The 23,999-nt window shown below is 65.2% G+C and carries 21 protein-coding genes; 13 read left to right on the forward strand and 8 right to left on the reverse strand.

The genetic code is table 11. The features are described from left to right. Nucleotides 1–33 precede the first annotated feature (33 nt). The 9 genes from ACTUWL_RS12040 (at nt 34) to ACTUWL_RS12080 (ending at nt 8,791) form a co-directional block, all read left to right on the forward strand. Nucleotides 34–198 carry a Flp family type IVb pilin gene (locus tag ACTUWL_RS12040; protein WP_021076848.1) on the forward strand — a complete coding sequence of 55 codons (165 nt, stop codon included), beginning with the start codon at nt 34–36 and terminating at the stop codon, nt 196–198. A 172-nt stretch (nt 199–370) separates the two neighbouring features. Next, nucleotides 371–895 (forward strand): A24 family peptidase, encoded by a 525-nt coding sequence (locus ACTUWL_RS12045; protein WP_021076849.1) that lies wholly within the window; start codon nt 371–373, stop codon nt 893–895. A gap of 127 nt (nt 896–1,022) precedes the next feature. Next, on the forward strand, nt 1,023–1,817 hold the full coding sequence (gene cpaB / locus ACTUWL_RS12050) for a Flp pilus assembly protein CpaB (protein WP_021076850.1): 795 nt from the start codon (nt 1,023–1,025) through the stop codon (nt 1,815–1,817). Between the two features lie 17 nt (nt 1,818–1,834). After that, on the forward strand, nt 1,835–3,304 hold the full coding sequence (locus tag ACTUWL_RS12055) for a type II and III secretion system protein family protein (protein ID WP_021076851.1): 1,470 nt from the start codon (nt 1,835–1,837) through the stop codon (nt 3,302–3,304). An 8-nt stretch (nt 3,305–3,312) separates the two neighbouring features. Continuing rightward, a complete protein-coding gene (locus ACTUWL_RS12060; protein ID WP_021076852.1) occupies nt 3,313–4,065 on the forward strand; it encodes a CpaD family pilus assembly protein in 753 nt (250 codons plus the stop codon). Beyond that, nucleotides 4,062–5,330 (forward strand): AAA family ATPase, encoded by a 1,269-nt coding sequence (locus ACTUWL_RS12065; protein WP_021076853.1) that lies wholly within the window; start codon nt 4,062–4,064, stop codon nt 5,328–5,330. The genes ACTUWL_RS12060 and ACTUWL_RS12065 overlap by 4 nt, the downstream gene beginning before the upstream one ends. 24 nt (nt 5,331–5,354) lie before the next feature. Continuing rightward, nucleotides 5,355–6,818: a CpaF family protein gene (locus tag ACTUWL_RS12070; RefSeq protein WP_021076854.1), complete on the forward strand. Its 1,464-nt coding sequence runs from the start codon at nt 5,355–5,357 to the stop codon at nt 6,816–6,818. An 11-nt stretch (nt 6,819–6,829) separates the two neighbouring features. Beyond that, nucleotides 6,830–7,807: a type II secretion system F family protein gene (locus ACTUWL_RS12075; RefSeq protein ID WP_021076855.1), complete on the forward strand. Its 978-nt coding sequence runs from the start codon at nt 6,830–6,832 to the stop codon at nt 7,805–7,807. Nucleotides 7,808–7,816: 9 nt separating this feature from the next. After that, nucleotides 7,817–8,791 (forward strand): type II secretion system F family protein, encoded by a 975-nt coding sequence (locus ACTUWL_RS12080; protein ID WP_021076856.1) that lies wholly within the window; start codon nt 7,817–7,819, stop codon nt 8,789–8,791. A 90-nt stretch (nt 8,792–8,881) separates the two neighbouring features. On the opposite strand, the gene ACTUWL_RS12085 is transcribed toward ACTUWL_RS12080, so the two are convergent. Continuing rightward, on the reverse strand, nt 8,882–9,688 hold the full coding sequence (locus tag ACTUWL_RS12085; protein WP_035650049.1) for a tetratricopeptide repeat protein: 807 nt from the start codon (nt 9,686–9,688) through the stop codon (nt 8,882–8,884). 207 nt (nt 9,689–9,895) lie between these two features. Here ACTUWL_RS12085 and ACTUWL_RS12090 point away from each other — a divergent pair, with 207 nt between their 5' ends. After that, nucleotides 9,896–11,275 carry a leucyl aminopeptidase family protein gene (locus ACTUWL_RS12090; protein ID WP_021076858.1) on the forward strand — a complete coding sequence of 460 codons (1,380 nt, stop codon included), beginning with the start codon at nt 9,896–9,898 and terminating at the stop codon, nt 11,273–11,275. After that, nucleotides 11,268–12,110, forward strand: coding sequence for a C40 family peptidase (locus tag ACTUWL_RS12095; protein WP_021076859.1), 843 nt, complete (start codon nt 11,268–11,270; stop codon nt 12,108–12,110). Before ACTUWL_RS12090 ends, ACTUWL_RS12095 begins: the two co-directional genes overlap by 8 nt. Before the next feature lie 115 nt (nt 12,111–12,225). On the opposite strand, the gene ACTUWL_RS12100 is transcribed toward ACTUWL_RS12095, so the two are convergent. The 6 genes from ACTUWL_RS12100 to ACTUWL_RS12125 form a co-directional block, all read right to left on the reverse strand. Then, complete coding sequence (locus ACTUWL_RS12100; RefSeq protein WP_106940510.1) at nt 12,226–13,851, reverse strand: ABC transporter ATP-binding protein; 1,626 nt, start codon at nt 13,849–13,851, stop codon at nt 12,226–12,228. A 3-nt stretch (nt 13,852–13,854) separates the two neighbouring features. Continuing rightward, nucleotides 13,855–15,039 (reverse strand): ABC transporter permease, encoded by a 1,185-nt coding sequence (locus ACTUWL_RS12105; RefSeq protein ID WP_035650052.1) that lies wholly within the window; start codon nt 15,037–15,039, stop codon nt 13,855–13,857. Continuing rightward, nucleotides 15,039–16,151 (reverse strand): microcin C ABC transporter permease YejB, encoded by a 1,113-nt coding sequence (locus ACTUWL_RS12110; RefSeq protein ID WP_021076862.1) that lies wholly within the window; start codon nt 16,149–16,151, stop codon nt 15,039–15,041. The genes ACTUWL_RS12105 and ACTUWL_RS12110 overlap by 1 nt, the downstream gene beginning before the upstream one ends. 3 nt (nt 16,152–16,154) lie before the next feature. Next, nucleotides 16,155–18,026 carry an extracellular solute-binding protein gene (locus ACTUWL_RS12115; RefSeq protein WP_021076863.1) on the reverse strand — a complete coding sequence of 624 codons (1,872 nt, stop codon included), beginning with the start codon at nt 18,024–18,026 and terminating at the stop codon, nt 16,155–16,157. A 12-nt stretch (nt 18,027–18,038) separates the two neighbouring features. After that, nucleotides 18,039–19,937, reverse strand: coding sequence for an extracellular solute-binding protein (locus ACTUWL_RS12120; RefSeq protein WP_168470962.1), 1,899 nt, complete (start codon nt 19,935–19,937; stop codon nt 18,039–18,041). 223 nt (nt 19,938–20,160) lie between these two features. Further along, a complete protein-coding gene (locus tag ACTUWL_RS12125) occupies nt 20,161–20,709 on the reverse strand; it encodes a c-type cytochrome (protein ID WP_021076865.1) in 549 nt (182 codons plus the stop codon). Between the two features lie 201 nt (nt 20,710–20,910). Between ACTUWL_RS12125 and ACTUWL_RS12130 the strand changes: the two genes are divergently transcribed. Continuing rightward, entirely contained in the window at nt 20,911–21,651 is a 741-nt protein-coding gene (locus tag ACTUWL_RS12130) for a 3-deoxy-manno-octulosonate cytidylyltransferase (RefSeq protein WP_021076866.1), read from the forward strand. Between the two features lie 21 nt (nt 21,652–21,672). After that, nucleotides 21,673–22,533 (forward strand): prephenate dehydratase, encoded by an 861-nt coding sequence (locus tag ACTUWL_RS12135; protein WP_021076867.1) that lies wholly within the window; start codon nt 21,673–21,675, stop codon nt 22,531–22,533. 146 nt (nt 22,534–22,679) lie between these two features. Here ACTUWL_RS12135 and ACTUWL_RS12140 read toward each other — a convergent pair whose 3' ends face one another. Beyond that, nucleotides 22,680–23,702, reverse strand: coding sequence for an LLM class flavin-dependent oxidoreductase (locus ACTUWL_RS12140; protein ID WP_021076868.1), 1,023 nt, complete (start codon nt 23,700–23,702; stop codon nt 22,680–22,682). Nucleotides 23,703–23,999 lie beyond the last annotated feature (297 nt).

Consider the following 23,999-nt stretch of genomic DNA (forward strand, 5'->3'; position numbering starts at 1 on the left):
GTTCGACCAGCCACGTGTACACAGGAGTTATTTATGAAGAACCTCGTTTCGCGCTTCGTGAAGGACGAATCGGGCGCGACCGCCATCGAATACGGCCTGATTGCCACCGGTATCGCGATCGCGATCATCGCTGCGGTCAACGGCGTCGGCAAGAACCTCTCGGGCACTTTCAGCACGATCGCCGGTTCGCTGAAGTAAGCCGGTTCCGACGAACTCGCATCAAAGGTCCCGGCACCCCCGGGGCCTTTGCTATTTGTCGGTGGCCGCTCGGCGGCCTCCGTTGCGGTCGCCGGCGGTCCTTTCCCGATTGTTCACCATTGGCCGCTAGCGTCCGCTCTCGACCGCAGCTCCAGCTTGACGGCATGACTCCATGATCCTCGACATCGCACGCTTGATGCTGTTTCCGGCCCTGATGGCCTTTGCGGCGGCGAGCGATCTCTTCACCATGACGATCCCGAACCGGATCTCGCTGGCGCTGGTGGCCGGCTTCTTCGTCCTGGCGCCCCTGACCGGGATGGGCGTCCATGAAATCCTCAACCATGCCGGCGCGGGCGCGCTGGTCCTGGTGGTGGCGTTCGGCATGTTCGCGATGGGCTGGGTCGGCGGCGGAGACGCCAAGGTGGTGGCCGCGGCCGCCCTTTGGTTCGGGTTTGAGCATCTGCTCCCCTATCTGGTGCTTGCTTCGCTGTTCGGCGGCGCGCTGACCGTCCTGTTGCTGCAGCTCCGGCAATGGCCGCTACCCTATCCGCTGGCGTCCCAGGCCTGGCTCAGCCGCCTGCACGACAAGCAGACCGGCATTCCCTACGGCATCGCGCTCGCCCTCGGCGCCCTGTTGATCTATCCGGAGACCGACTGGATCAAGACGATCGATCTCGCGCACTTCGCCATGCGCTGAGAAAGCAGCGGTAACCGCCCGTTAAGGCGATTTAGATACGCCTCATTAACCATGCTTTGACGAATAGCTGGTCAACTCCCATCACGGCGGCGGCAGCGTCGCGGCGTCATGTGGAAAGTGAAGCGTAATGGATAAGGCCCGCATTCTGGTCCTGGCTATCGCAGGCTGCGCCGGCCTCACGGCGCTCTATTTGGCGAGCGGCAGCGACGACAAGCCGGCGCCGCCTCCGCCGGTCGCCCAGCTGCCTACCGTCGACATCCTGGTCGCGAGAACCGACATCGGCCTTGGCCAGGCCGTGAAGCCTGAAGATCTGCAGTGGCAGACCTGGCCGGCGGCGACCGCCAGCGCCAGCTTCATGCGCAGGGACAGCAACGCCGAAGCGATCAAGGACGTCACCGGCTCGATCGCGCGCGCCCCGTTCATCCAGGGCGAGCCGATTCGCGAGCAGAAGCTCGTCAAGGCCGACGGAAGCGGCTTCATGGCTGCGATCCTGCCGACCGGCATGCGGGCGGTCTCAACCGAGATCTCGCCCGAGACCGGCGCCGGCGGCTTCATCCTGCCGAACGACCGGGTCGACGTCCTGCTGTCGAAGCGCGACAAGAATCCGGACCGCAACGGCGCCGACATCGTCAACTCCGAGGTGATTCTGACCAATATCCGCGTGCTCGCGATCGACCAGGCGCCGAAGGAAAAGGACGGCACCAACGCACTGATCGGCAAGACGGTGACGCTGGAGCTGAAGCCCGAACAGACCGAAACGCTGGCGCGCGCGCGCCAGAGCGGCGTCCTGTCGCTGGCACTGCGCAGCATCGCCGACAACAACGCGCCCGAAGTCCGGACCGACGACAACCACCAGAAGCGCGGTGAGACGATCAACGTCATCCGCTTCGGCGTTGCCAACCAGGCAACGATGCAGAAGTGACCATGAGGATACAGGTGATGAAGGGCGGGGCAACTCAACGGACGATGCGGGCCTTCATGGTCCGCGCATTGTCGTTCTCGGCCGTCACGGCGCTCTCGCTCAACCCGGCGCTGACGCCGGTGACGGCGAGCGATTACCGCGCCGCGCCCGCCCCTGCCGCATCGACCGACGGCGGCCAGATGAATGCCCGCTTCCTCTCGCTCGGCATCGGCAAATCGATCGTGATCGATCTGCCGAGGGACATCAAGGACGTACTGGTGGCCGATCCCAAGATCGCCAATGCGGTGGTCCGCTCGGCGCAGCGCGCCTACATCATCGGCGCGACGGTCGGCCAGACCAACATCGTGTTCTTCGATGCCGCCGGTCAGCAGATCGCGGCCTATGACATCGCGGTCAAGCGCGACCTCAATGGCGTACGTCAGGCGCTGCGGGCGGCGCTGCCGAATTCCGATATCCAGATCGAGGGCGTCGGCGACGGCGTGATGCTGACCGGGAGTGCGGCGAGCCCGATCGACGCGCAGCAGGCCGGCGAGATCGCCGCGCGGCTGGTCAGCGGCGCCGAGAAGGTCGTGAACTCCATCGCGGTTCGCGGCCGCGACCAGGTGATGCTGAAAGTCACGGTCGCCGAAGTCTCGCGCAGCCTGATCAAGCAGCTCGGCATCGACCTCACCGCGAACCTCAACTACGGCACGGCCGTAGTGAAATTCAACAACGCCAACCCGTTCACGGCGAACAACGCACCGCTGGTGCCCAACAACGCCATCACCACATCGTTCGGATCGTCGGTGTCGGCAACCATCCGCGCCATGGAAAGCGCCGGCGTGGTGCGAACGCTCGCCGAGCCGAACCTGACCGCGATCTCCGGCGAATCGGCGACCTTTATTTCCGGTGGCGAGTTTCCGATCCCGACCGGCGTGACCTGTCAGACGACGACGGGAGGCGCGATCGGACAGTGCGTTCAGACCGTCAGCTTCAAGAAGTTCGGCATTTCGCTCAACTTCACGCCGGTGGTGCTGACCGAGGGCCGGATCAGCCTGCGTGTGATGACCGAAGTGTCGGAAGTCTCGACCGAGAACTCGTTGACCGGCGGCGCCGGTGGAACGACGATCCCGTCGATCAAGACCCGCCGCGCCGAGACCACGCTGGAGATTCCGTCGGGCGGCTCGATGGCAATGGCCGGCCTGATCCAGGACCAGACCAAGCAGGCGATCAACGGCCTTCCCGGCCTCGGGTCGCTGCCCGTGCTCGGCACGCTGTTCCGCAGCCGCGACTTCGTCAACAACCAGACCGAAATGATGGTGCTGGTGACGCCCTATGTGGTTCGCGCGGTGGCGCAGAAGGATCTCGCGCGTCCGGATGACGGCTTCGCCAACGCGTCCGATCCGCAGGCCGACCTGCTCGGCAGCATCAATCGCGTCTACGGCGTGCCTGGCCGCACCGAGCCGGCGCGGAATTACCGCGGCACCTACGGCTTTATTACCGACTGAGGCGGACGATGACACAGACGACACCCAGAACATCCGCCGATCCCAGGCGCGCCGTCAGTCTCGCCGGCGCACTCGTCGGCCTCGCCATGACGCTCGGCGCCTGCCAGCACGCCGCCGACAACAGTTTCGCGATGGTGAACGCGCCGGCCGATTATCGCCAGCGTCACCCGATCGCGGTCACCGAGGCTGATCGCTCGATCGTGGTCTTTGTCGGCCGCAGCCGCGGCGGCCTGACCGCGGAGCAGCGCGCCGAAGTGATGGGAATGGCGCAGGACTGGATTCGCGAGGGCACCGGCGCCGTCACCATCGACGTTCCTGCCGACACGCCGAACGCACGGACCGCGCAGGAATCGCTGCGCGAGATCCAGGCGACCTTTACCGCCGCCGGCGTGCCGCCGCGCGGAATCCTCGTGCGGAAATACCATCCCGAGGATCCGCGGCAGATGCCCGCGATCCGCGTGAACTACCCGAAGATGAAAGCGGTCGCCGGTCCGTGCGGTCTCTGGCCGGAGGATCTCGGCCCGTCGATCCACAACGGGTCCTATATCGAGAACAAGCAGTATTACAATTTCGGCTGCGCCAATCAGCGCAACCTCGCAGCCATGATCGAAGACCCGACCGACCTCGTCCAGCCGCGCGCGGAGACCCCTGCCTACACGGCGCGTCGCAACATCGCGTTCGACAAATATCGCAAGGGCACCAGCACTGCCACGACGTATCCCGAGGCCGACAGGGCCAAGCTAAGCGACACAGGAAAATGATCACCTACGCGCAGCAAAACTCCGAAGAGCAGACGGACGCCCCGCCGCAGGCCGTGGACGACCATATTGCTCCGGCGCCCCGGGTTTCGGTTCAGGCGTTCTGCGAAACGGTCGAGACCGCCGCAGCCGTGCAGTCGGCAGGCGAGGACCGCCGGCTCGCCAAGGCCCACCTCAAGATCCAGATGGGCGGCATGGCGGCCGCCATCGAGGCCTATCGCTCGGCGCCGACGCCCAACGTCATCATCCTCGAGACCGAGGGCCGCAGCGATATCCTGGCCGGCCTCGACCAGCTCGCCACGGTGTGCGATGCCGGCACAAGGGTGGTCGTGATCGGCCGGGTCAACGACGTCACGCTGTACCGCGAGCTGGTGCGCCGCGGCGTCAGCGACTACGTGATTGCGCCGGCGCATGCGATCGACGTGGTGCGCGCGGTCTGCAACCTGTTCTCCGCGCCGGAAGCCAAGGCGGTCGGACGCGTCGTCGCCGTCGTCGGCGCCAAGGGCGGCGTCGGCGCCTCGACGATCGCGCACAATGTCGCCTGGGCGATCGCCCGCGATCTGGCGCTCGATTCGGTGGTCGCCGATCTCGACCTTGCGTTCGGCACCGCCGGCCTCAACTACAACCAGGATCCGGCGCAGGGCATCGCGGATGCCGTCTTCTCCCCGGACCGCGTCGATACCGCCTTCGTCGACCGCCTGCTGTCGAAATGCACCGACCATCTGAGCCTGCTGGCGGCGCCGGCCACGCTCGACAAGGTCTACGATTTCGGCGCCGAAGCGTTCGATGCGATCTTCGATACGCTGCGCACCACGATGCCCTGCATCGTGCTCGACGTGCCGCATCAATGGTCCGGCTGGACCAAGCGCGCGCTGATCGCGGCCGACGACATCCTGATCGTGGCGGCGCCAGACCTCGCCAATCTGCGCAACGCCAAGAACATGTTCGACCTGCTGAAGGCGTCCCGGCCCAATGACCGCGCGCCGCTGTACTGCCTGAACCAGGTCGGCGTGCCGAAGCGTCCGGAGATCGCGGCGGGCGAATTCGCCAAGGCGATCGAAAGCCAGCCGATCGCCGCCATCCCGTTCGATCCGCAGATTTTCGGTTCGGCCGCCAACAACGGCCAGATGATCGCGGAAATCTCCGCCAATCACCGCGCAGTCGAGATGTTTCTACAGATGGCGCAGCGGCTGACAGGCCGCGGCGAAACCAAGAAGCCGAGGGGGTCCTTCCTGTCGCCCCTGCTCGAAAAGCTGCGGTCCAAATAGTGGTCCGCGTGGAGTCAAGACGTCGTGTTTGGTAAGCGTAGCGGAAACGATGGGGACGTGCGGGCACCCAAGCCCGCTTTTCAGGCGCCGGAACCCGCCGGCTCGTCGCCGATGTCGCGCGAGTCCGCCGCCCCGACGGTATCGTCGCCGCCGCTGGCTCCGGCCAAGCCGCCGCCTGCTCCCACCGTCGAAGCGCGCCGCTCGGACAATTATTACCAGGTCAAGGCGACGATCTTCGGCGCCCTGATCGAGGCGATCGACCTCGCCCAGCTCGCCAAGCTGGACAGCGAGTCGGCGCGCGAGGAAATCCGCGACATCGTCAACGAGATCATCGCGATCAAGAACATCGTGATGTCGATCGCCGAGCAGGAAGAGCTGCTCGACGACATCTGCAACGACGTGCTCGGCTACGGGCCGCTCGAGCCGTTGCTGTCGCGCGACGACATCGCCGACATCATGGTCAACGGCGCGGGCACCGTGTTCATCGAAGTCGCCGGCAAGATCCAGCGCACCGGCATCCGCTTTCGCGACAACCAGCAGCTTCTCAACATCTGCCAGCGCATCGTCAGCCAGGTCGGCCGGCGCGTCGACGAATCCTCGCCGATCTGCGACGCTCGCCTCGCCGACGGCTCGCGCGTCAACGCCATCGTGCCGCCGCTGGCGATCGACGGGCCCGCGCTCACCATCCGCAAATTCAAGAAGGACAAGCTGACGCTGGAGCAGCTCGTCAAGTTCGGCGCGATCACGCCGGAAGGCGCGACCATCCTGCAGATCATCGGCCGCGTCCGCTGCAACGTGATCATCTCGGGCGGCACCGGCTCCGGCAAGACCACGCTGCTGAACTGCCTGACCAACTATATCGAGCACGACGAGCGCATCATCACCTGCGAAGACGCCGCCGAACTCCAGCTGCAGCAGCCGCATGTGGTGCGGCTGGAAACCCGGCCGCCGAACATCGAGGGCGAGGGCCAGGTCACCATGCGCGAGCTGGTCCGCAACTGCCTGCGTATGCGCCCCGAGCGCATCATCGTCGGCGAAGTCCGCGGCCCCGAAGCGTTCGACCTGTTGCAGGCGATGAACACCGGCCACGACGGCTCGATGGGCACGCTGCACGCCAACAATCCGCGCGAAGCGCTGTCGCGCTGCGAATCCATGATCACCATGGGCGGCTTTTCGCTTCCCTCACGCACCATCCGCGAGATGATCTGCGCCTCGGTCGATATCATCGTGCAGGCCGCGCGCCTGCGCGACGGCTCACGCCGCATCACCCACATCACCGAGGTGATGGGCATGGAAGGCGACACCATCATCACCCAGGACATCTTCCTCTACGACGTGGTCGGCGAAGACGCCAACGGCAAGATCATCGGCAAGCACCGCTCGACCGGCATCGGCCGGCCGCGCTTCTGGGAGCGTGCCCGCTACTACAATGAAGAGAAGCGGCTTGCGGCGGCGTTGGATGCCTCCGACTCGCCGGCGCCGGCCTAGGGGAGCGCAGGATGCAGACGCAAACGCTCGCTCTGGCGTTCCTCGCCGCCACCACCGTGGGCGGCATCGCCTGGGTCTTCCTGTACCCGTACCTCTCGGGGGAAAAGAAGGCCGAATCACGCCGCGCATCGGTGGCGCGCAGCGAACCGTCGACGGCACGAAGCAGCGAGCGCACGCAGCGCTCCCGCCGCGAACAGGTCGAGGGATCGCTGAAGGAGCTCGAGGCGCGGCGCCAGAAGGACAAGAAAGTCTCGCTCGGCATCCGCATCTCGCAGGCCGGGCTCGAGTGGTCGGAGCAAAAGTTCTGGGTGATCTCCGGCGCCCTCGGCCTGTTCGGGTTCGTCGTTGCATTCCTGATCGGCGGAGGCTTGCTGGGTGCGGCCGGCATCGGCTTCGCCATGGGTCTCGGCCTGCCGCGCTGGCTGCTCGGCTTCCTGAAGAAGCGGCGGGAAAAGGCCTTCCTGAAGGCGCTGCCCGACGCCGTCGACGTCATCGTGCGCGGCATCAAGGCCGGCCTGCCGCTGTTCGAATCGCTCAAGGCGGTCGTCAACGACGCGCCGGAGCCGCTGCGCAGCGAGTTCCTCGCGATCATCGAGACCCAGGCGATCGGCATGCCGCTCGGCGAGGCCTGCTCCCGGCTCTACGAACGCATGCCGCTGCCGGAGGCGAACTTCTTCGGCATCGTGATCTCGATCCAGCAGAAGTCCGGCGGCAATCTGTCGGAAGCGCTCGGCAACCTGTCGCGGGTGCTGCGTGACCGCAAGAAGATGGCCGAGAAGATCCAGGCGATGTCGATGGAAGCGAAAGCCTCCGCCGCCATCATCGGCTCGTTGCCGCCGATCGTGATGATCCTCGTGTTCCTGACGACACCCGACTACATCGCCCTGCTGTGGACCAACTCGCTGGGCCAGCTCATGCTGGTTGGTTGCGCGCTCTGGATGACATGCGGCGTGCTGGTGATGAAGAAGATGATCAACTTCGATTTCTGACGGTGCAGCATGATTGATATTCTGATCGCCAAGCTCCACGACGTCAGGTTCATGACCATGCTGCTTGCCTTCTTCGCGGCAAGCGCGACGGTCTATACCCTGGTGATGCCGCTGCTCGCCGGCGGCGACCTCAACAAGCGCATGAAGGCCGTCGCCAGCGAGCGCGAACGCCTCCGGCAACGCGAACGCGAACGCCTCGCCAAGACGGAGAAGGTGGCGCTGCGGCAGACGCCGAAGCAGGTCGTCTCGAGGGTGGTGGACGACCTCAACCTGACGAAATGGCTCGCCCAGGAAGCGGCGCTCGAGAAGCTCGTGATGGCGGGCTATCGCGGCCACGCCCCCTACGTCACCTTCCTGTTCGCCCGCGCCGTGACGCCGATCGTGATGCTGATCGGCGCCATCATCTACACGTTCTTCATCGCCGGCGCGGCCTGGTCGCTTACGATCAAGATCGGCATCTGCGTCGTCGCGGCCTATGCCGGCCTGCAGGCGCCGATGCTGTTCCTGAAGAACGCGATCTCCAAGCGCCAGCTCCAGATCAAGCGCGCCTTCCCGGATTCGCTCGACCTGCTGCTGATCTGCATCGAGTCGGGCATGTCGGTCGAGGTCGCGTTCCGCAAGGTGGCCAACGAGATCGTCGGACAATCGGTCGCGCTGTCGGAGGAGTTCGCGCTGACGACCGCGGAACTGTCCTACCTGCAGGACCGCAAGTCCGCCTACGAGAATCTGGCCCGCCGCACCGGCCTCGAAGGCGTGAAGTCGGTCTGCATGGCCCTGCAGCAATCCGAACGCTACGGCACGCCGCTCGGCCAGAGCCTCCGCGTGATGGCGCAGGAGAACCGCGACATGCGCATGAACGAGGCCGAGAAGAAGGCGGCAGCGCTGCCGCCCAAGCTGACCGTGCCGATGATCCTGTTCTTCCTGCCCTGCCTGTTCATCGTGATCCTCGGGCCGTCCTACATCAAGATCGCCACGATGCACTGAGCTGCGCAGCGGCGGCTTTCGAAAACGCCCGGCAATGCCGGGCGTTTGCTTTTGTGTGCGTGAAGTTGGAAGCGTCGCAGAGCCCGGAGATCAATCGTCCCTGGCGACGACCGGCGCGGTGGGTGCGGCGCGCGATGCGGTCCGCGGCCCGTCCTTGCGGTTCAGCATGTCACGGAGATAGGCGACGTTGGCTGCCGCTTCATCCGCCGGCAGGTCGGCCTTGACGATGGTTTCCGCCTCCGCGAAGCGGCCCTGCAGGCCGACCACCAGCGCAAGGTTCTGCCGGATGCGGGTGTCGGCGCGGGCGCTGGCATAGGCCTGGCGGAGCGTCTCTTCCGCCTTCGGCAATTCCTTGGTCAGCATGTAGGACAGGCCGAGATTGGACAGCACCGACGGCTCGTCCGGAGCCAGTCGCAGCGCGCTCGCATAATAGCGCCGCGCTTCCTCGTGCCGGTTCAGCTTGTCGAGCGTGGTGCCCTGCACCGACAGGATCCGCCAATCCGGATTGTCAGGGCTGTGCGCGCGGCTCAGCACGTCGAACGCGGCCTGCGAATTGCCGTTGTCGGCCAGCGCGCGGCCATAAGCGGCGAGCAGCGCCTTGTTGCCGGGGTTGGCGATCGTCGCCTGCTCCAGCACGGCGCAGGCCTGCGAACGCTGTCCGGTTGCGCGCAAGGCCTGGCCGTAGGCGATTGCGGCCTCGGCATCCTTGGCATTCTTGCGGTAGCGCTCGCCATAAACCTCGACAGCACGGCGCGGATCGTCGGGCGCAGGATCGGACCGGGACGCGATCGATCCGGTGACATCCGACATGGTCTGGCAACCGCCAAGTCCTGCGGCCAAAAGCGCCACGAGGGCTGCGGAAGCGAGATGCGGGGTCAAATTGGACTGTCGACGCATGGCACTGTGACTCACGAAATCGGGCGAATGGATCCAACTGAGCGTGCCAGCAATAGACTGTTAACCCTAACGTCTGGTTAACTGGCATGGTCAGCGATCGGCACGCCGGGTTCCAGTCGCAGCTCGCGTCGGCCACGGCGCGCGCTACCATCCGCCGCGAAAGCCGTGTTAGTCACCAGCAACGACGCCAGAACAGCCGAGAGTCGCATGCCATCCGTGTTCGAGACCGCACCCACGACCGCCGTCACGCCGATCACCTTCGTCACCAAGGCGACATGGGATGCGATCCGCAGCGCGTTGCCGGCGCCGGCGCGCCAGTTCGCCGAGGCCAACGGCTTCGAAGCCAAACCGGGCAAATCGCTCGCCCTGCCGGCGGCTGACGGCGGCATCGCAGAGGTGCTGTTCGGCCTCGAGGATGCCGACGCCAAGGCGCGCGATCCGTTCCGGCCCGGCGCACTGCCCGGCCTGCTGCCGCCGGGCGTCTACCGCTTCGGCAATGCGCCGCATGACACACGGCTTGCCGCGCTCGCCTTCGCGCTCGGCTGCTACCGTTTCGGCCGCTATCGCAAGAACAAGGCGCCCGAGGTCCGCCTCGTGCCGCCTGACGGCATCGACGCCGCCGAGATCGCGCGGATCGCGGATGCCGCGGCGTTGGCGCGCGACCTCATCAACACGCCGTCCAACGACATGGGACCGGCCGAGCTCGCCGAGGCGGCGCGCGACCTCGCAGCCAGGTTCGGGGCCGCCTTCAACTGCATCGACGGCGAGGAGCTTGCGCAGAACTTCCCGCTGATCCACGCCGTCGGCATGGCGTCGACGCGCGCGCCGCTTCTGATCGATCTCAGCTGGGGCGATCCGGCCCATCCAAAGGTGACGCTGGTCGGCAAGGGCGTCTGCTTCGACACCGGCGGGCTCGATCTCAAGCCGTCGAGCGGCATGCTGATCATGAAGAAGGACATGGGCGGCGCCGCCAACGTGCTGGCGCTCGCCCAGATGGTGATGGACGCGAAGCTGAAGGTGCGGCTGCGGGTCCTGATCCCGGCGGTCGAGAACGCGGTTGCCGGCAATGCGTTCCGCCCGCTCGACATCTTCAAGTCGCGCAAGGGCATCACCGTCGAGATCGGCAACACCGACGCCGAAGGACGGCTGGTGCTCGCCGACGCGCTGGCGCTGGCCGACGAGGAGACGCCGGATCTCCTGGTCGATCTCGGCACGCTGACCGGCGCGGCGCGCGTGGCGCTGGGCCCGGATTTGCCGCCGTTCTACACCAATGACGAGGCGCTCGCCGGCGACATCGCAGCCTGCGCGAAGAGCGAGAACGATCCGTTGTGGCGGATGCCGCTATGGCCGGCCTACGATGCCTGGCTCGACTCCAAGACCGCCGACATCACCAACGCGCCGTCAGGCGGCTTCGCGGGCTCGATCACCTGCGCGCTGTTCCTGCAGCGTTTCGTCGAGCACGCCAGGAGCTGGCTGCATGTCGACATCTACGGCTGGACGCCATCCGCAAAGCCCGGCCGCCCCGAAGGCGGCGAGTGCCAGGCCGCACGTGCGATCTACAAACTGCTGAGCCAGCGCTATGCATGATCCGCGCCTCACTCCCGCCCGCGACGACGTCGCCGCGAAATATCTCGAGGGAAAGGTCAAGGCTGCGCGCTTTGTCGAAGGCGAGACCTTCGAGGTGGTTGACGCCATCGCGCCGCTGCGGCGGGCGCCGGCGGCCGATGCCGAACAGATGACCCAGGCGCTGAAAGGCGAGCGCGTCACGGTGTATGATCGCAACGGCGAAGGCTGGGCCTGGGGCCAGCTCGCCGATGACGGCTATGTCGGCTGGATTGCCGAGGCTGCGCTGACGACGCCCGGCGCAGCACCGACGCACAAGGTGACTGCGCTGCGCACGCTGGCGTTTCCGGGACCGTCGATCAAGCTGCCGCCGGCCGAGGCGCTGGCGATGGGGACCAAGCTTGCGATCCTCCGCGAGGACGGAGCTTTCGCCGTGACACGCGAAGGCTGGCACCTGCCACGCCGGCATCTCGTACCGCTCGACGCGATGGCGCCAGATTTCGTCGCCATCGCCGAGCAATTCGTCGGCACGCCCTATCTCTGGGGCGGCAAGTCCGGTCTCGGCATCGACTGCTCCGGCCTGGTGCAGATCGCCTTGACCGCCGCCGGCACCGGCTGCCCGCGCGACAGCGACATGCAGCAGGACGGGCTCGGCCGCGAATTGACGGCTGCGGAGGCGAAGCACCTGCAGCGCGGTGACCTGATCTTCTGGAAGGGCCATGTCGCCATCGTGCGCGACGCGACGACGATCGTACACGCCAATGCGCATCACATGGCGACGGTCCTAGAAAACACGCACGCTGCGATCGCGCGGATCAAGGCGGCGGGAAGCGAGGTCGCCGCGATCAAGCGGCTTTGATTTCGTCATTCCGGGGCGGCGCGGAGCGCCGAACCCGGAATCCATTCATCCACCGAATATGCGGCCCGATGGATTCCGGGCTCGCGCTTCGCGCGCCCCGGAACGACACGGGAAGCTACGTCGCCACCGACCCATCGCCCGCCGCCTCGATCCGGAACGCCGCCGCGAACAGCGCGCGGGTGTAGTCGCTCTTCGGGTTCTTGAACAGCTCGGAGGCCGGCCCCTCCTCCTCGACCTTGCCGGATTTCATCACGATCAGATGGCTCGCGAGCGAGGCGACCACGCGCAGATCGTGCGAGATGAACATGTAGGTGAGGTCGCGCTTGCGCTGCAGGTCGCGCAGCAGATCGACCATCTGGGCCTGCAGCAACATGTCGAGCGCACTGGTCGGCTCGTCCAGCACGACGAAGTTCGGCTCCAGCACGACCGCGCGCGCGATCGAGATGCGCTGGCGCTGGCCGCCGGAGAATTCGTGCGGATAGCGGAAGCGCCAGTCGGGATCGAGGCCGACATCCTTCAGAGCCTTGATCACCCGCACCTCGCGCTCCTCGCGCGACAGCTGCTTCTGGTGCACCTCGAGCCCCTCGGCGATGATATCAGCAATCGACATGCGCGGGCTGAGCGAGCCGAAGGGGTCCTGGAACACGATCTGCATGTCGCGGCGGAACGGCCGCATCTGCTTGAAGCGCAGGCCCTGGATGTCCTTGCCAAGGAACACGATCGGGCCATCGGACGAAATCAGCCTGAGCAGCGCGAGCCCGAGCGTGGTCTTGCCGGAGCCGGACTCGCCGACCACACCGAGCGTCTCGCCCTTGCGCACCGCGAGGCTGACGCCATCGACGGCCTTGATGTGGCCGACGGTCGAGCGCAACAGCCCGCGCTTGATCGGAAACCAGACCTTGAGATTGTCCGCCGACATCACGACCGGCGCGCCGGGTTGCGGCGGCGCCGGATCGGGCTTCGGCTCGGCCGCCAGCAGCGCCTTGGTATAGGCGTGCTGCGGCGCGGTGAAGACTTGCTCGACCGGGCCCTGCTCGACGATCTTGCCGTTGTTCATCACGCAGACCGTGTCGGCGATGCGGCGGACGATGCCGAGATCGTGGGTGATGAACAGTAGGCTCATGCCGAGCCGGGCGCGGATCTCGGCCAGTAGCGCCAGGATTTGCGCCTGCACGGTGACGTCGAGCGCGGTGGTCGGCTCGTCCGCTATCAACAAATCGGGCTCGTTGGCGAGCGCCATCGCGATCATCACGCGCTGGCGCTGGCCGCCCGACAATTGGTGCGGATAGCTCTTGAGCCGCGTCTCCGGCTCGGGGATGCCGACCTGGCCGAGCAGTTCCAGCGTCCGCGCCCGGGCCGCCGCACCACCGATGCCCCGATGCAGCGACAGGATCTCGCCGATCTGGGTCTCGATGGTCTGCAGCGGATTGAGCGAGGTCATCGGCTCCTGGAAGATGATCGAGATGTCGTTGCCGCGGACCTCGCGCATCTCCTGGTCGGACGCGGTCAAGAGATCGCGGCCGCGGAAACGGATCGCACCGGAAGGATGCGAGGCCGTCGGATACGGCAACAGCTTCAATACCGACAGCGCGCTGACGGATTTTCCCGAACCGGATTCGCCGACCAGTGCGACGCACTCGCCGCGCTTGATCGAGAACGAGATGCCGTCGACCGCAACCGAACGGCCGAAGGCGACCGAGAGGTCGCGGACATCGAGCAAAGGCTGGTTGGTCGCGTCCATGCGTCAGCCCTTCGAGAACGTCTTGCGCGGATCGAAGGCGTCGCGCGCGGCTTCGCCGATGAAGATCAGGAGCGACAACATGATCGCGACCGAGAAGAAGCCGGTGAGGCCGAGCCACGGCGCCTGCACATTGGCCTTGCCCTGCGACAGCAATTCACCGAGCGAGGGCGAGCCGGGCGGCAGGCCGAAGCCGAGGAAATCCAGCGCCGTCAGCGTCATCACCGAGGACGAGACGATGAAGGGCAGGAACGTCATGGTCGCGACCATCGCGTTCGGCAAGAGATGGCGGAACATGATCACGCCGTTGGAGACGCCGAGCGCGCGCGCCGCCTGGATGTATTCGAAATTGCGGCCGCGCAGGAATTCGGCGCGCACGAGGCCCACCAGCGAAACCCATGAGAACAGCAGGAGGATGCCGAGCAGGATGAAGAAGCCCGGCGGCAGCACCGCCGAAATGATCAGCAGCAGATAGAGCGAGGGAATCGCGGTCCAGATCTCGATCAGCCGCTGGAAGATCAGATCGGTCCAGCCGCCGAAATAGCCCTGCACGCCGCCGGCGGCGATGCCGATGATCGACGACAGGATGGTCAGCGTCAGACCGAACAGCACCGAGATGCGGAAGCCGTAGATCAGCCGCGCGACCACGTCACGGCCCTGATCGTCGGTGCCGAGCCAGTTGTATTCGAGGTCGCGGCAGCCGGTGAGGCCCTTCTTCTGCACCACGTCCTTGCATTCGGCCTCGGTCAGCATCCAGGTCGGCTTCGACGGCGCCGGCGTCGGCAGATCCAGATTGTGGGTATCGTAGGAATATCGGATCGGCGGCCAGATCATGCTGCCGCCCTTGGCGGCGATCTGTTTCTGCAAATAGGGATCGCGATAGTCGGCGGCGGTCTCGAAATCACCGCCGAAGGTGGTCTCGGCATAGCTCGCCACCACCGGCCAGTAGAGATGGCCGTCATACTTGACGAGCAGCGGCTTGTCGTTGGCAATGAAATTGGCGAACAGCGAAACCACGAACAGGACAAGGAAGATCCAGAACGACCAATAACCGCGGCGGTTCGCCTTGAAGTTCTGCCAGCGCCGCTGGTTGAGCGGCGACGGCGCGAAGGCGTGGCGGGTGGCAGGCACCGCCTCGCCCAGCGGCGATTGCGTCGTGGTCTCGACCGGCTGGGGCGCGAGCATCGTCATCAGACCTCCCGCGCCTCGAAGTCGATCCGTGGATCGATCCACATATAGGCGAGATCGGAGATCAGATTGACCACCAGTCCGACCAGCGAAAAGATGAACAGCGTTCCGAACACCACCGGGTAATCGCGGTTCAACACGCTCTCGAAGCCGAGCAGGCCGAGCCCGTCGAGCGAGAAGATGGTTTCGATCAGCAGCGAACCGGAGAAGAAGGCGTGGATGAACGCGCCGGGGAAGCCCGCGATCACGATCAGCATCGCATTGCGGAAGATGTGGCCGTACAGCACCTGGTGCTCACTGCAGCCCTTGGCACGCGCGGTCATCACGTATTGCTTGCGGATCTCGTCGAGAAACGAGTTCTTGGTCAGCAGCGTCATGGTAGCGAACGCGCCGAGCGCCATCGACACCAGCGGCAGGGCCAGATGCCAGAAATAGTCGATGATCTTCCAGTACCAGGGAAATTGCGCCCAGCCGTCCGAAGTCAGGCCGCGCAGCGGGAAGATGTTGAAGAACGAGCCGCCGGCGAACAGGATGATTAGCAGGATCGCGAACAGGAAGCCGGGGATCGCGAAGCCCACGATGATCACGGCCGAGGTCCAGGTGTCGAACCGAGACCCGTCCTTGACCGCCTTGCGAATGCCGAGCGGGATCGAGATCAGATAGGTCAGCAGCGTCATCCAGATGCCGAGCGACATCGAGACCGGCAGCTTCTCCTTGATCAGCTGCAGCACGCTGACACTGCGGAAATAGCTCTCGCCGAAGTCGAACCGCGCGAAATTCCAGACCATCAGCGCGAACCGCTCCGGCGCCGGCTTGTCGAAGCCGAATTGAACTTCGAGCTTCTTGATGAAATCGGGGTCGAGCCCCTGCGCGCCGCGGTATTTCGAATTGATCGCACCGCCTGCCCCGCCGCCGCCCTGGCTGCGCTGCGCGGCAAAATCGCCGCCGCCGCCCGAGACGCGCGAGGTGCCGCCGGTGTCGGCACCGTTGAGCTGCGCGATGACCCGCTCGACCGGCCCGCCGGGTGCGAACTGCACCACCACGAACGACACGAACAGGATGCCGAGCAGCGTCGGCAGCATCAGGAAGATACGTCGGGCGATATAGGCGCTCATCGGCTACTTCGCCTGTTCGAGCTTGGCGGCCTTGGCCGCATCGTACCACCAATTCTCCGGCGCACCGACGCCCTGGGTATATTTCGCCAGCTTCTCGGTATGACCGAACTGATCCCAATAGGCGATCGGATGCGTGTTGCGGTACCACTGCGGCACCCAGTAACGGCCGGCGCGGAACACCCGGTCGAAGGCGCGGCACGCGACCGTCAGCTCATGGCGGCCGTTCGCGCCGATGATTTTCTCGATCAACGCATCGATCGCCGGGTTGGAGATGCCTGCGAGATTGTAGGAGCCCTTGGTCTTCGCCGCCTGCGAGGAGAAGAACGGCCGCATGCTGTCGCCGGGCGTCGCCGAGAAGCTGAAGCGCTGCATGGTCATGTCGAAATCGAAATCTTCTACCCGGGCGCGGTACTGTACCGCGTCGACCAGGCGGAACGTCGCATCGATGCCGAGCGTTCCGAGATTCTTGATGTAAGGCCCGTGGTGCGGTTGCAGCGAGGGCTCGTCGTTGAGGAATTCGATGGTGATGGGCTCGCCGTTCGGCAGCACGCGCTTGCCGTCCTTGACGACACAGCCGGCTTCGTTGAGCAGTTGCACCGCCTTGCGCAGCAGCGCACGGTCCTGCCCGGAGCCATCAGACATCGGCGGCACGAACGGCAGGCCGAACACCTCATCGGGTATCTGGCCGCGGAACGGCTCGATCAACGCAAGCTCCTCAGGCGAGGGCGGGCCCTCCGCGACCATGTCCGAGTTCTGGAACGGCGAGACGGTGCGCGCATACGCATCGTACATGATGGTCTTGTTGGTCCACTCGAAGTCGAAGGCGCAGATCAGCGCCTCGCGCACGCGCGGGTCCTTGAACTTGTCGCGGCGCATGTTGATGAACCAGCCCTGCGCGCCGGACGGGGTGTCGTCGGGCAGCGTCTCGCGCTTGACGCGGCCATCCTTCACCGCGGGGAAATCGTAGCGTGTCGCCCAGACGCGCGCCGTGAACTCTTCACGGAACAAATAGCTCTTCGAGGTGAAGCCCTCGAAGGCCACATCGCGGTCGCGATAGAATTCGTAACGCACGGTGTCGAAATTATAGCTGCCGCGGTTGACCGGAAGGTCCGCGCCCCACCAATCCTTGACGCGGTCGTACTCGACATAGCGATTGACCTCGTACCGGCCGACCTTGTACGGCCCCGAGCCGAGCGGCGCATCGAGCGTCGAGTCCTCGAACGACCTGGTCGCGTAATAGGCCTTGGAGAAGATCGGCAGGCTCGCGACAAACAGCGGCACGTCGCGCGCACGCCCTGCCGCGAAGGTCACCACCACGGTCGCGTCATCGGGCGCCTCGGCCTTGACGAAGTCGCGCAGCTGCACCTGGATCAGCGGGTGACCTTTTTCCTTCAGCGTGTTGAGCGAGAAGACCACGTCCTGCGCGGTCAGCTTCGAGCCGTCATGGAAGCGCGCCTCTGGGCGCAAGGCGAAACGATAGATCAGCTTATCCGGCGAGATCTGGACCGATTTGGCGGCAAAGCCGTACATCGCGTCGGGCTCGTCGTTGGCGCGCGACATCAGCGTCGCGAACGTCATGTCCATGCCCTGCGCGCCTTCACCCTTCAGGACATAGGCGTTCAGCGAGTTGAAGGTGTAGTAGGACTGGTTGTAGGCGCGCACCCACGGGATCACCGAGAAGGCACCGCCCTTCGGCGCTTTCGGATTGACGTAGTCGAAGATCTGGAAGTCCGCCGGATATTTCAGGTCGCCGAACACAGACATGCCGTGCATCTCGGCTCCGTCGTCGGCCACTGCCGGTGCGACACGCAAGCCTGCAGCACTCAACGCACCTATGCCGAGACCGAGTGCATGCCGGCGGGTCAATAGCGCCATGCGCGTTTCCTTCTAAGAGCGCTTGATCTTTGCAGCCTTGTCGGCGTCGTACCACCAGAGGCTCGGAAAACCCGTCACGCCATATTTCGGCAGCGGATCGGGCCGACTGAAGCGGTCCCAGCGGGCGGCGCGCTCGAATCCTGCGGCGAATTGCGGGACCAGATAGCAATTCCAGAGCAGGACGCGGTCCAGCGCCTTGCAGCTCGCGACCAGGTCGGCGCGGTCCTTGGCGAAGATGATGCGCTCGATCAGGGCATCGACCGCCGGATTCTTGATGCCCGGGCGATTGCGCGAGCCCGGCCGATCGGCGGCATCCGATCCGAAGAAGTCGCGCTGTTCGTTGCCGGGCGACAGCGACTGTCCCCATACCGCAGTCGTGATGTCGAAGTCGAAATTGCGGATGCGGTTCTGGTACTGCACGCTGTCGACGGTGCGGATCGACACCGTCATGCCGAGGCGCTCAAGGTAGGGCTTGTAGAACAGCACGCCGCGCTCGTCGCCGGGGTCACCGGACAGAAATTCGACACTGACCGGCTTGCCCGTGGGATCGACCAGCTTGCGGTCGCGATTCTCGAACCCTGCTTCCTTGAGCAGGCGCGCGGCTTCGCGAAGGTTGCTGCGCGCCGCCTCCTCATTGCCGCCCACCGGGTTCTTGTACGGCGTCGTGAACAGCTCTGCAGGGACCTTGTCGCGCAGCGCTTCGAGGATCTGCAGCTCGGCGCCTTCCGGCAGACCGGTCGCCATGAACTCCGGAATGCCGTCAAAATAGCTGTTGTCGCGATGGTAGTCGCCGTTCGAGAGCAGCCGGTCCGACGTCTCCCAATCATAGGCGAGGTTGAAGGCGCGGCGGACCCTGATATCGGTGAATAGCGGACGGCGCAGGTTGAACGCGTAGCCCTGCATCCGCCCCGAACTCGAATTGGTGAACTTCTCCTTGAGGACGCGCTTCTCGGCCACCGCCGGAAAATCATAGGCGGTCGACCATTGCTTGCCGCTACGCTCGTTGAACCAATCCAGCTGATCCGCCTTGAAGGCTTCCCGTCCGACGGTGTCGTCGCGGAAGAATTCGGACCGAACCTGATCGAAATTGTTCTGTCCGACGTTGACCGGGATGTCCTTGCCCCAATAGTCGGCAACGCGCTCCAGCACCACCGAGCGGCCGGCCACGAACTCCTTGATGCGATAGGGTCCGGATCCCAGCGGGATCTCCAGCGTGGTCGCCGTCACGTCGCGCTTGTTGCCTTGCGCATCCTTGCCTTCCCACCAGTGCTTGGCCAGCACCGGGACTTCACCGGCAATACTGGGAAGCTCACGGTTTCCAGGCGCATCAAACACGAATTTGAGGTCGCGCTCACCGATCTTCTCGCATTTGACGATGTGCCGATAGTACGCGTTGTACATCGGGCTGTTGGCCTTGAACGCGTCGAACGAGAAGATCACGTCTTCGGGCGTGACCGGCTTGCCGTCATGCCAGCGCGCCGCCGCGCGCAGACGGTAGATGACGTAGGAATAATCATCGGGATAGGCCGCGGCCTCCGCCAGCAACCCGTAGGCGGTCGAAGGCTCGTCCAGCGACCGCGTGGTCAGCGTTTCGACGATCTGCCCGACGGCGCCGGCAAGCGAGCCCTTCACGCCCTGGATGACGAGATTGAAGTTGTCGAACGTGCCGAGTTCGAACGTCCTGATGACCCCGCCTTTCGGGGCATCGGGATTGACGTAGTCGTAGCGCTTGAAGTCGGCGGGATATTTGACGTCGCCAAACGTCGAGAGAGCGTGACGCCATTTCAGCCCGCCGGGGGCGTCCTGCGCGTGGGCCGGAGTGATGACCGATGCGGCGGGAGCAAGACCGAGCGCCGGAGCCATCGCGGCGCAGGCGCTAGCCTGGAGAAGATGTCGTCGGGTGATCGCCAATGCGGAATTCCTGTTGCTGTGCACGCCTCGCTACATGGGACTCACTATAAGGCAACGGTTCGACAAATTACGTTGCTTTTTCCTCATGATAGCTGCTGGGGAACAATTCCGCTGCGGCGAAACGCCCCGATAACAAGCCCGCGACCGCCAAACGGTTTCTCCCATACGAAAACGGCCAGGCATTGCCTGGCCGTCCATCTGCATATGATCGCAGGACAAATCCCTACTTCGAAGCGGTCGGGATCGGAGCCGGGTGCTCTGAGTTCGAATTCAGATAGGCGATGATGTCGGCGCGCTCGCTGTCCTTCGGCACGCCGGCGAAGCCCATCGCGGTGCCCGGGACGAAGGCCTTCGGGTTGGTCAGGAACTTGTTGAGGTCGTCGAACGACCAGTCGCCGCCCTTGCCCTTCATCGCAGCCGAGAAATTGAACCCGCGGCCCTCGCCCTTCTTCTCGCCGACGACACCGTAGAGGTTCGGACCGACGCGGTTGGGGCCACCCTTTTCGAAGGTATGGCAGGCCTGGCACTTCTTGGCGGCCGCCGCGCCCTTCTCGGCGGAGGCGGTCTGCAACAGCTTCTCGATCGGCTCGGAGGCGGCCGCAGCGGCCTCGCCGCCACCGCCATGGGACTCTTCCTTCACCGCGATCTCAAAACCCGGCTTCTCCGGCTGCTTCGCAGAAAACACCGATCCGGCGGTAAAGCTCATCACCAGGACGACGATGCAGGTGCCAAGAACCGCACCGAGGATTTTGTTGAGTTCGAAGGAGTCCATTTTCGGTCAGGCTCCGGGCCTTGAATGTCGACTTCAGGCCGGGAATACGGCCGCGGGGAAAGACCCGGGAATCGACCTTTCGTGCCTCCCCCCAGGCAGGGTTGAGATATCGGTTTGCCCGCGCTCTGGCAACCCGTATAAACGCGCCGAATTCAACCGCCTCCCCGGCAATTTCCGCAGCCCGGACGGGCCCTGACACGAATGACCCAATCCCGTACCTTGGTGCTGATTCCGGCCCGCATGGCCGCCACGCGCCTCCCCGGCAAGCCACTGCTCGATATCGCGGGCGCGCCGATGATCGTCCACGTGCTGCGGCGGGCCGAGGAGGCCGGGATCGGCCGGGTCGCAGTCGCCACCGATACGACCGAGATCGCCGCCGTGGTGAAGGCCGCGGGCGGTGAGGTGGTGATGACCCGCTCCGGCCATCCCTCGGGCTCGGACCGGATTCATGAAGCGATGACGATCCTCGACCCCGGCGGCAATGCCGAGATCGTGGTCAATCTGCAGGGCGATTTCCCGACCATCACTCCGGACACCATCCGCAGCGTGATGCCGCCGCTGGCCGACCCCGCCGTCGATATCTCGACGCTGGCTTCGCGGATCCATAGCGAAGAAGAGGATCAGGCCCCGAGCGTCGTCAAGGCGGTCGGGTCTCCGATCGGCGCCAACCGGTTGCGCGCGCTGTACTTCACCCGCGCCACCGCGCCTTATGGCGACGGGCCGCGCTACCACCATATCGGCCTCTACGCCTACCGCCGTGCCGCGCTGGAGCGGTTCGTGGCGCTGCCGCCCTCGCCGCTGGAGCAGCAGGAGAAGCTCGAGCAATTGCGTGCGCTGGAGGCCGGGATGCGGATCGACGTCACGATCGTCGACACCGTCCCACGTGGGGTCGACACCCCGGCCGACCTCGAAACTGCCCGCAGAATACTGGCAAAAGCCTGAGCCACTGATAAAAAGCCCCGCATGAACAAAAAGCTGAAAATCGCGTTCCAGGGCGAGCCTGGCGCTAATTCCCACATCGCGATCGCCGAGGCCTATCCCGACGCCGAGCCGATGCCCTGCCCGACCTTCGAGGACGCGCTGGCCGCGATTTCCTCCGGCGAGGCCGATCTCGGCATGATCCCGATCGAGAACTCGGTCGCCGGCCGCGTCGCCGATATCCATCACCTCTTGCCCGCGTCCGGCCTGTTCATCGTCGGCGAATGGTTCCTGCCGATCCGCCACCAGCTGATGGCGCTCAAAGGCGTCAAGCTCGCCGACATCAAGAGCGTGGAGAGCCACGTCCAGGCGCTCGGCCAGTGCCGGCGCACCATCCGCAAGCTCGGCATCAAGCCGATCGTCGCCGGCGACACCGCCGGCAGCGCCCGCGACGTCTCCGAACGCGGCGACAGGACCGTGGCCGCGATCGCCTCGCGCCTTGCCGCCGAGATCTATGGCCTCGACATTCTCGCCGAGGACATCGAGGACGAGGCCCACAACACCACCCGCTTCGTGGTGCTGGCGCGCGAGGCCAAATGGGCAGCGCAAGGCTCCGGGCCGCTGGTCACGAGCTTTGTGTTCCGGGTGCGCAATTTGCCGGCCGCGCTCTACAAGGCGCTGGGCGGCTTTGCCACCAACGGCGTCAACATGACCAAGCTCGAGAGCTACATGGTCGACGGCAATTTCTTCGCCACACAATTCTATGCCGACGTCGACGGCCATCCCGACGACCGCGGGCTCGCCTTTGCGCTCGAGGAACTGAAATTCTTCTCGCGCGAATTCCGCATCCTCGGCGTCTATCCAGGCAACCCGTTCCGCGCGACGTTCAGCGAGACGCAGGACTGAGTCGCGCAAACGCAATCCGTTTCAGCGTCGTCCCGGCGAAGGCCGGGACCCATAACCACCGACGTTCGTAGGCAGCAAGGCGACAACCAGTTTGCGCGACAAATGGGGCCGCGGCGTATGGGTCCCGGCCTTCGCCGGGACGACGACTACGATGCGGCCACCCTCTTCGCAAGCCCGAACGCCTCGGCAAGCAGGCTGTAGGACTTCTTCCGCGCCGCGTGATCGTAGACCGCGGTGATCACCATCAACTCGTCGGCCTGACTCGCCGCGATCAGCGGCTCGAGTTTGGCCATCACGGTTGCCGGGCTGCCGACGAACAGCCGCGCCCGATTGCGCGCGATCGAGGCCCGCTCGGCGTCGGTGTAGGGATAGGCCTCCGCCTCCTCGACGCTCGGCAGCGGCAGATACTGGCCGCGGTCGCGGCGCAGCCGGTTGAGATCCATCGATAGCGCAAGCTGCTCGGCCTCCGCATCGGTGTCCGCGGCAACGACGGCGACCGCCAGGATCGATTGCGGCGTCGCGCGCCAGCCTGACGGCTTGAAATGCGCCCGATAATTCGTCATCGCCGCGATCGCGTCGTGGGTGGCAAAATGGTGCGCGAACGCAAAGCCCATCCCGACCTGGGCTGCGAGCTCGGCGGAATAATCGCTCGAGCCGAGCAGCCAGATCGGCGGCAGCGGCGAATCGTCCGGCATCGCCACCACATTGTGGTAGGGATGGCCGGCCGGGAAATCGCGCGTCTCCCACAAGGTCAGCTCATGCAGCCGCTCGAGGAAATCATCGCCCTCGCGGCGATCGAGCCGGCTGCGCAGCGCGTAGGCGGTGGCACCGTCGGTGCCGGGCGCGCGGCCGAGGCCGAGATCGATGCGTCCGGGAAACAGCGCCTCCAGCATCTTGAACCGCTCGGCGACCACGAGCGGCGCATGGTTGGGCAGCATCACGCCGCCTGAGCCGACACGGATATGCTGCGTCACCGCCGCGATCTGCCCGATCATCAGGTCGGGCGCCGGGCTTGCGACCGAGGCGAGGTTGTGGTGCTCGGCGAGCCAGTATCTGACATAGCCGAGGCCATCGACATGGCGCGCCAGATCGATGCTGTTGCGGAGCGCGGCGGCGGGCTTGGTGCCTGTCGTGACGACGGACAGGTCGAGGACGGAAAGCGGGATCATGGCCGACAGCCTAGTGTGACGTCACGAGGCGACAAAGACCCCGGCCGCGCAGGGCAGTCCCGCAGCGGAAAGCTGGAAGAGGTTGCATAGGCTTTGGGACGAAACGAGACGACTCATTGATATAGCCCATGGCCCACATTGTACTTTGGTGGCACGTATATCGCCGGAGCATGATTTAATATAAATATATCAATGCAGTAAGAAACGGTTTTGGCCGTCAGCTCGTCGCCCACCATATGTGCCCCGCAGTCGATTTTTCTCGCTTCACCGCAAATAATGGGCAATTTCCCATATACG

The organism is Bradyrhizobium sp. WCU1, assembly GCF_053474805.1.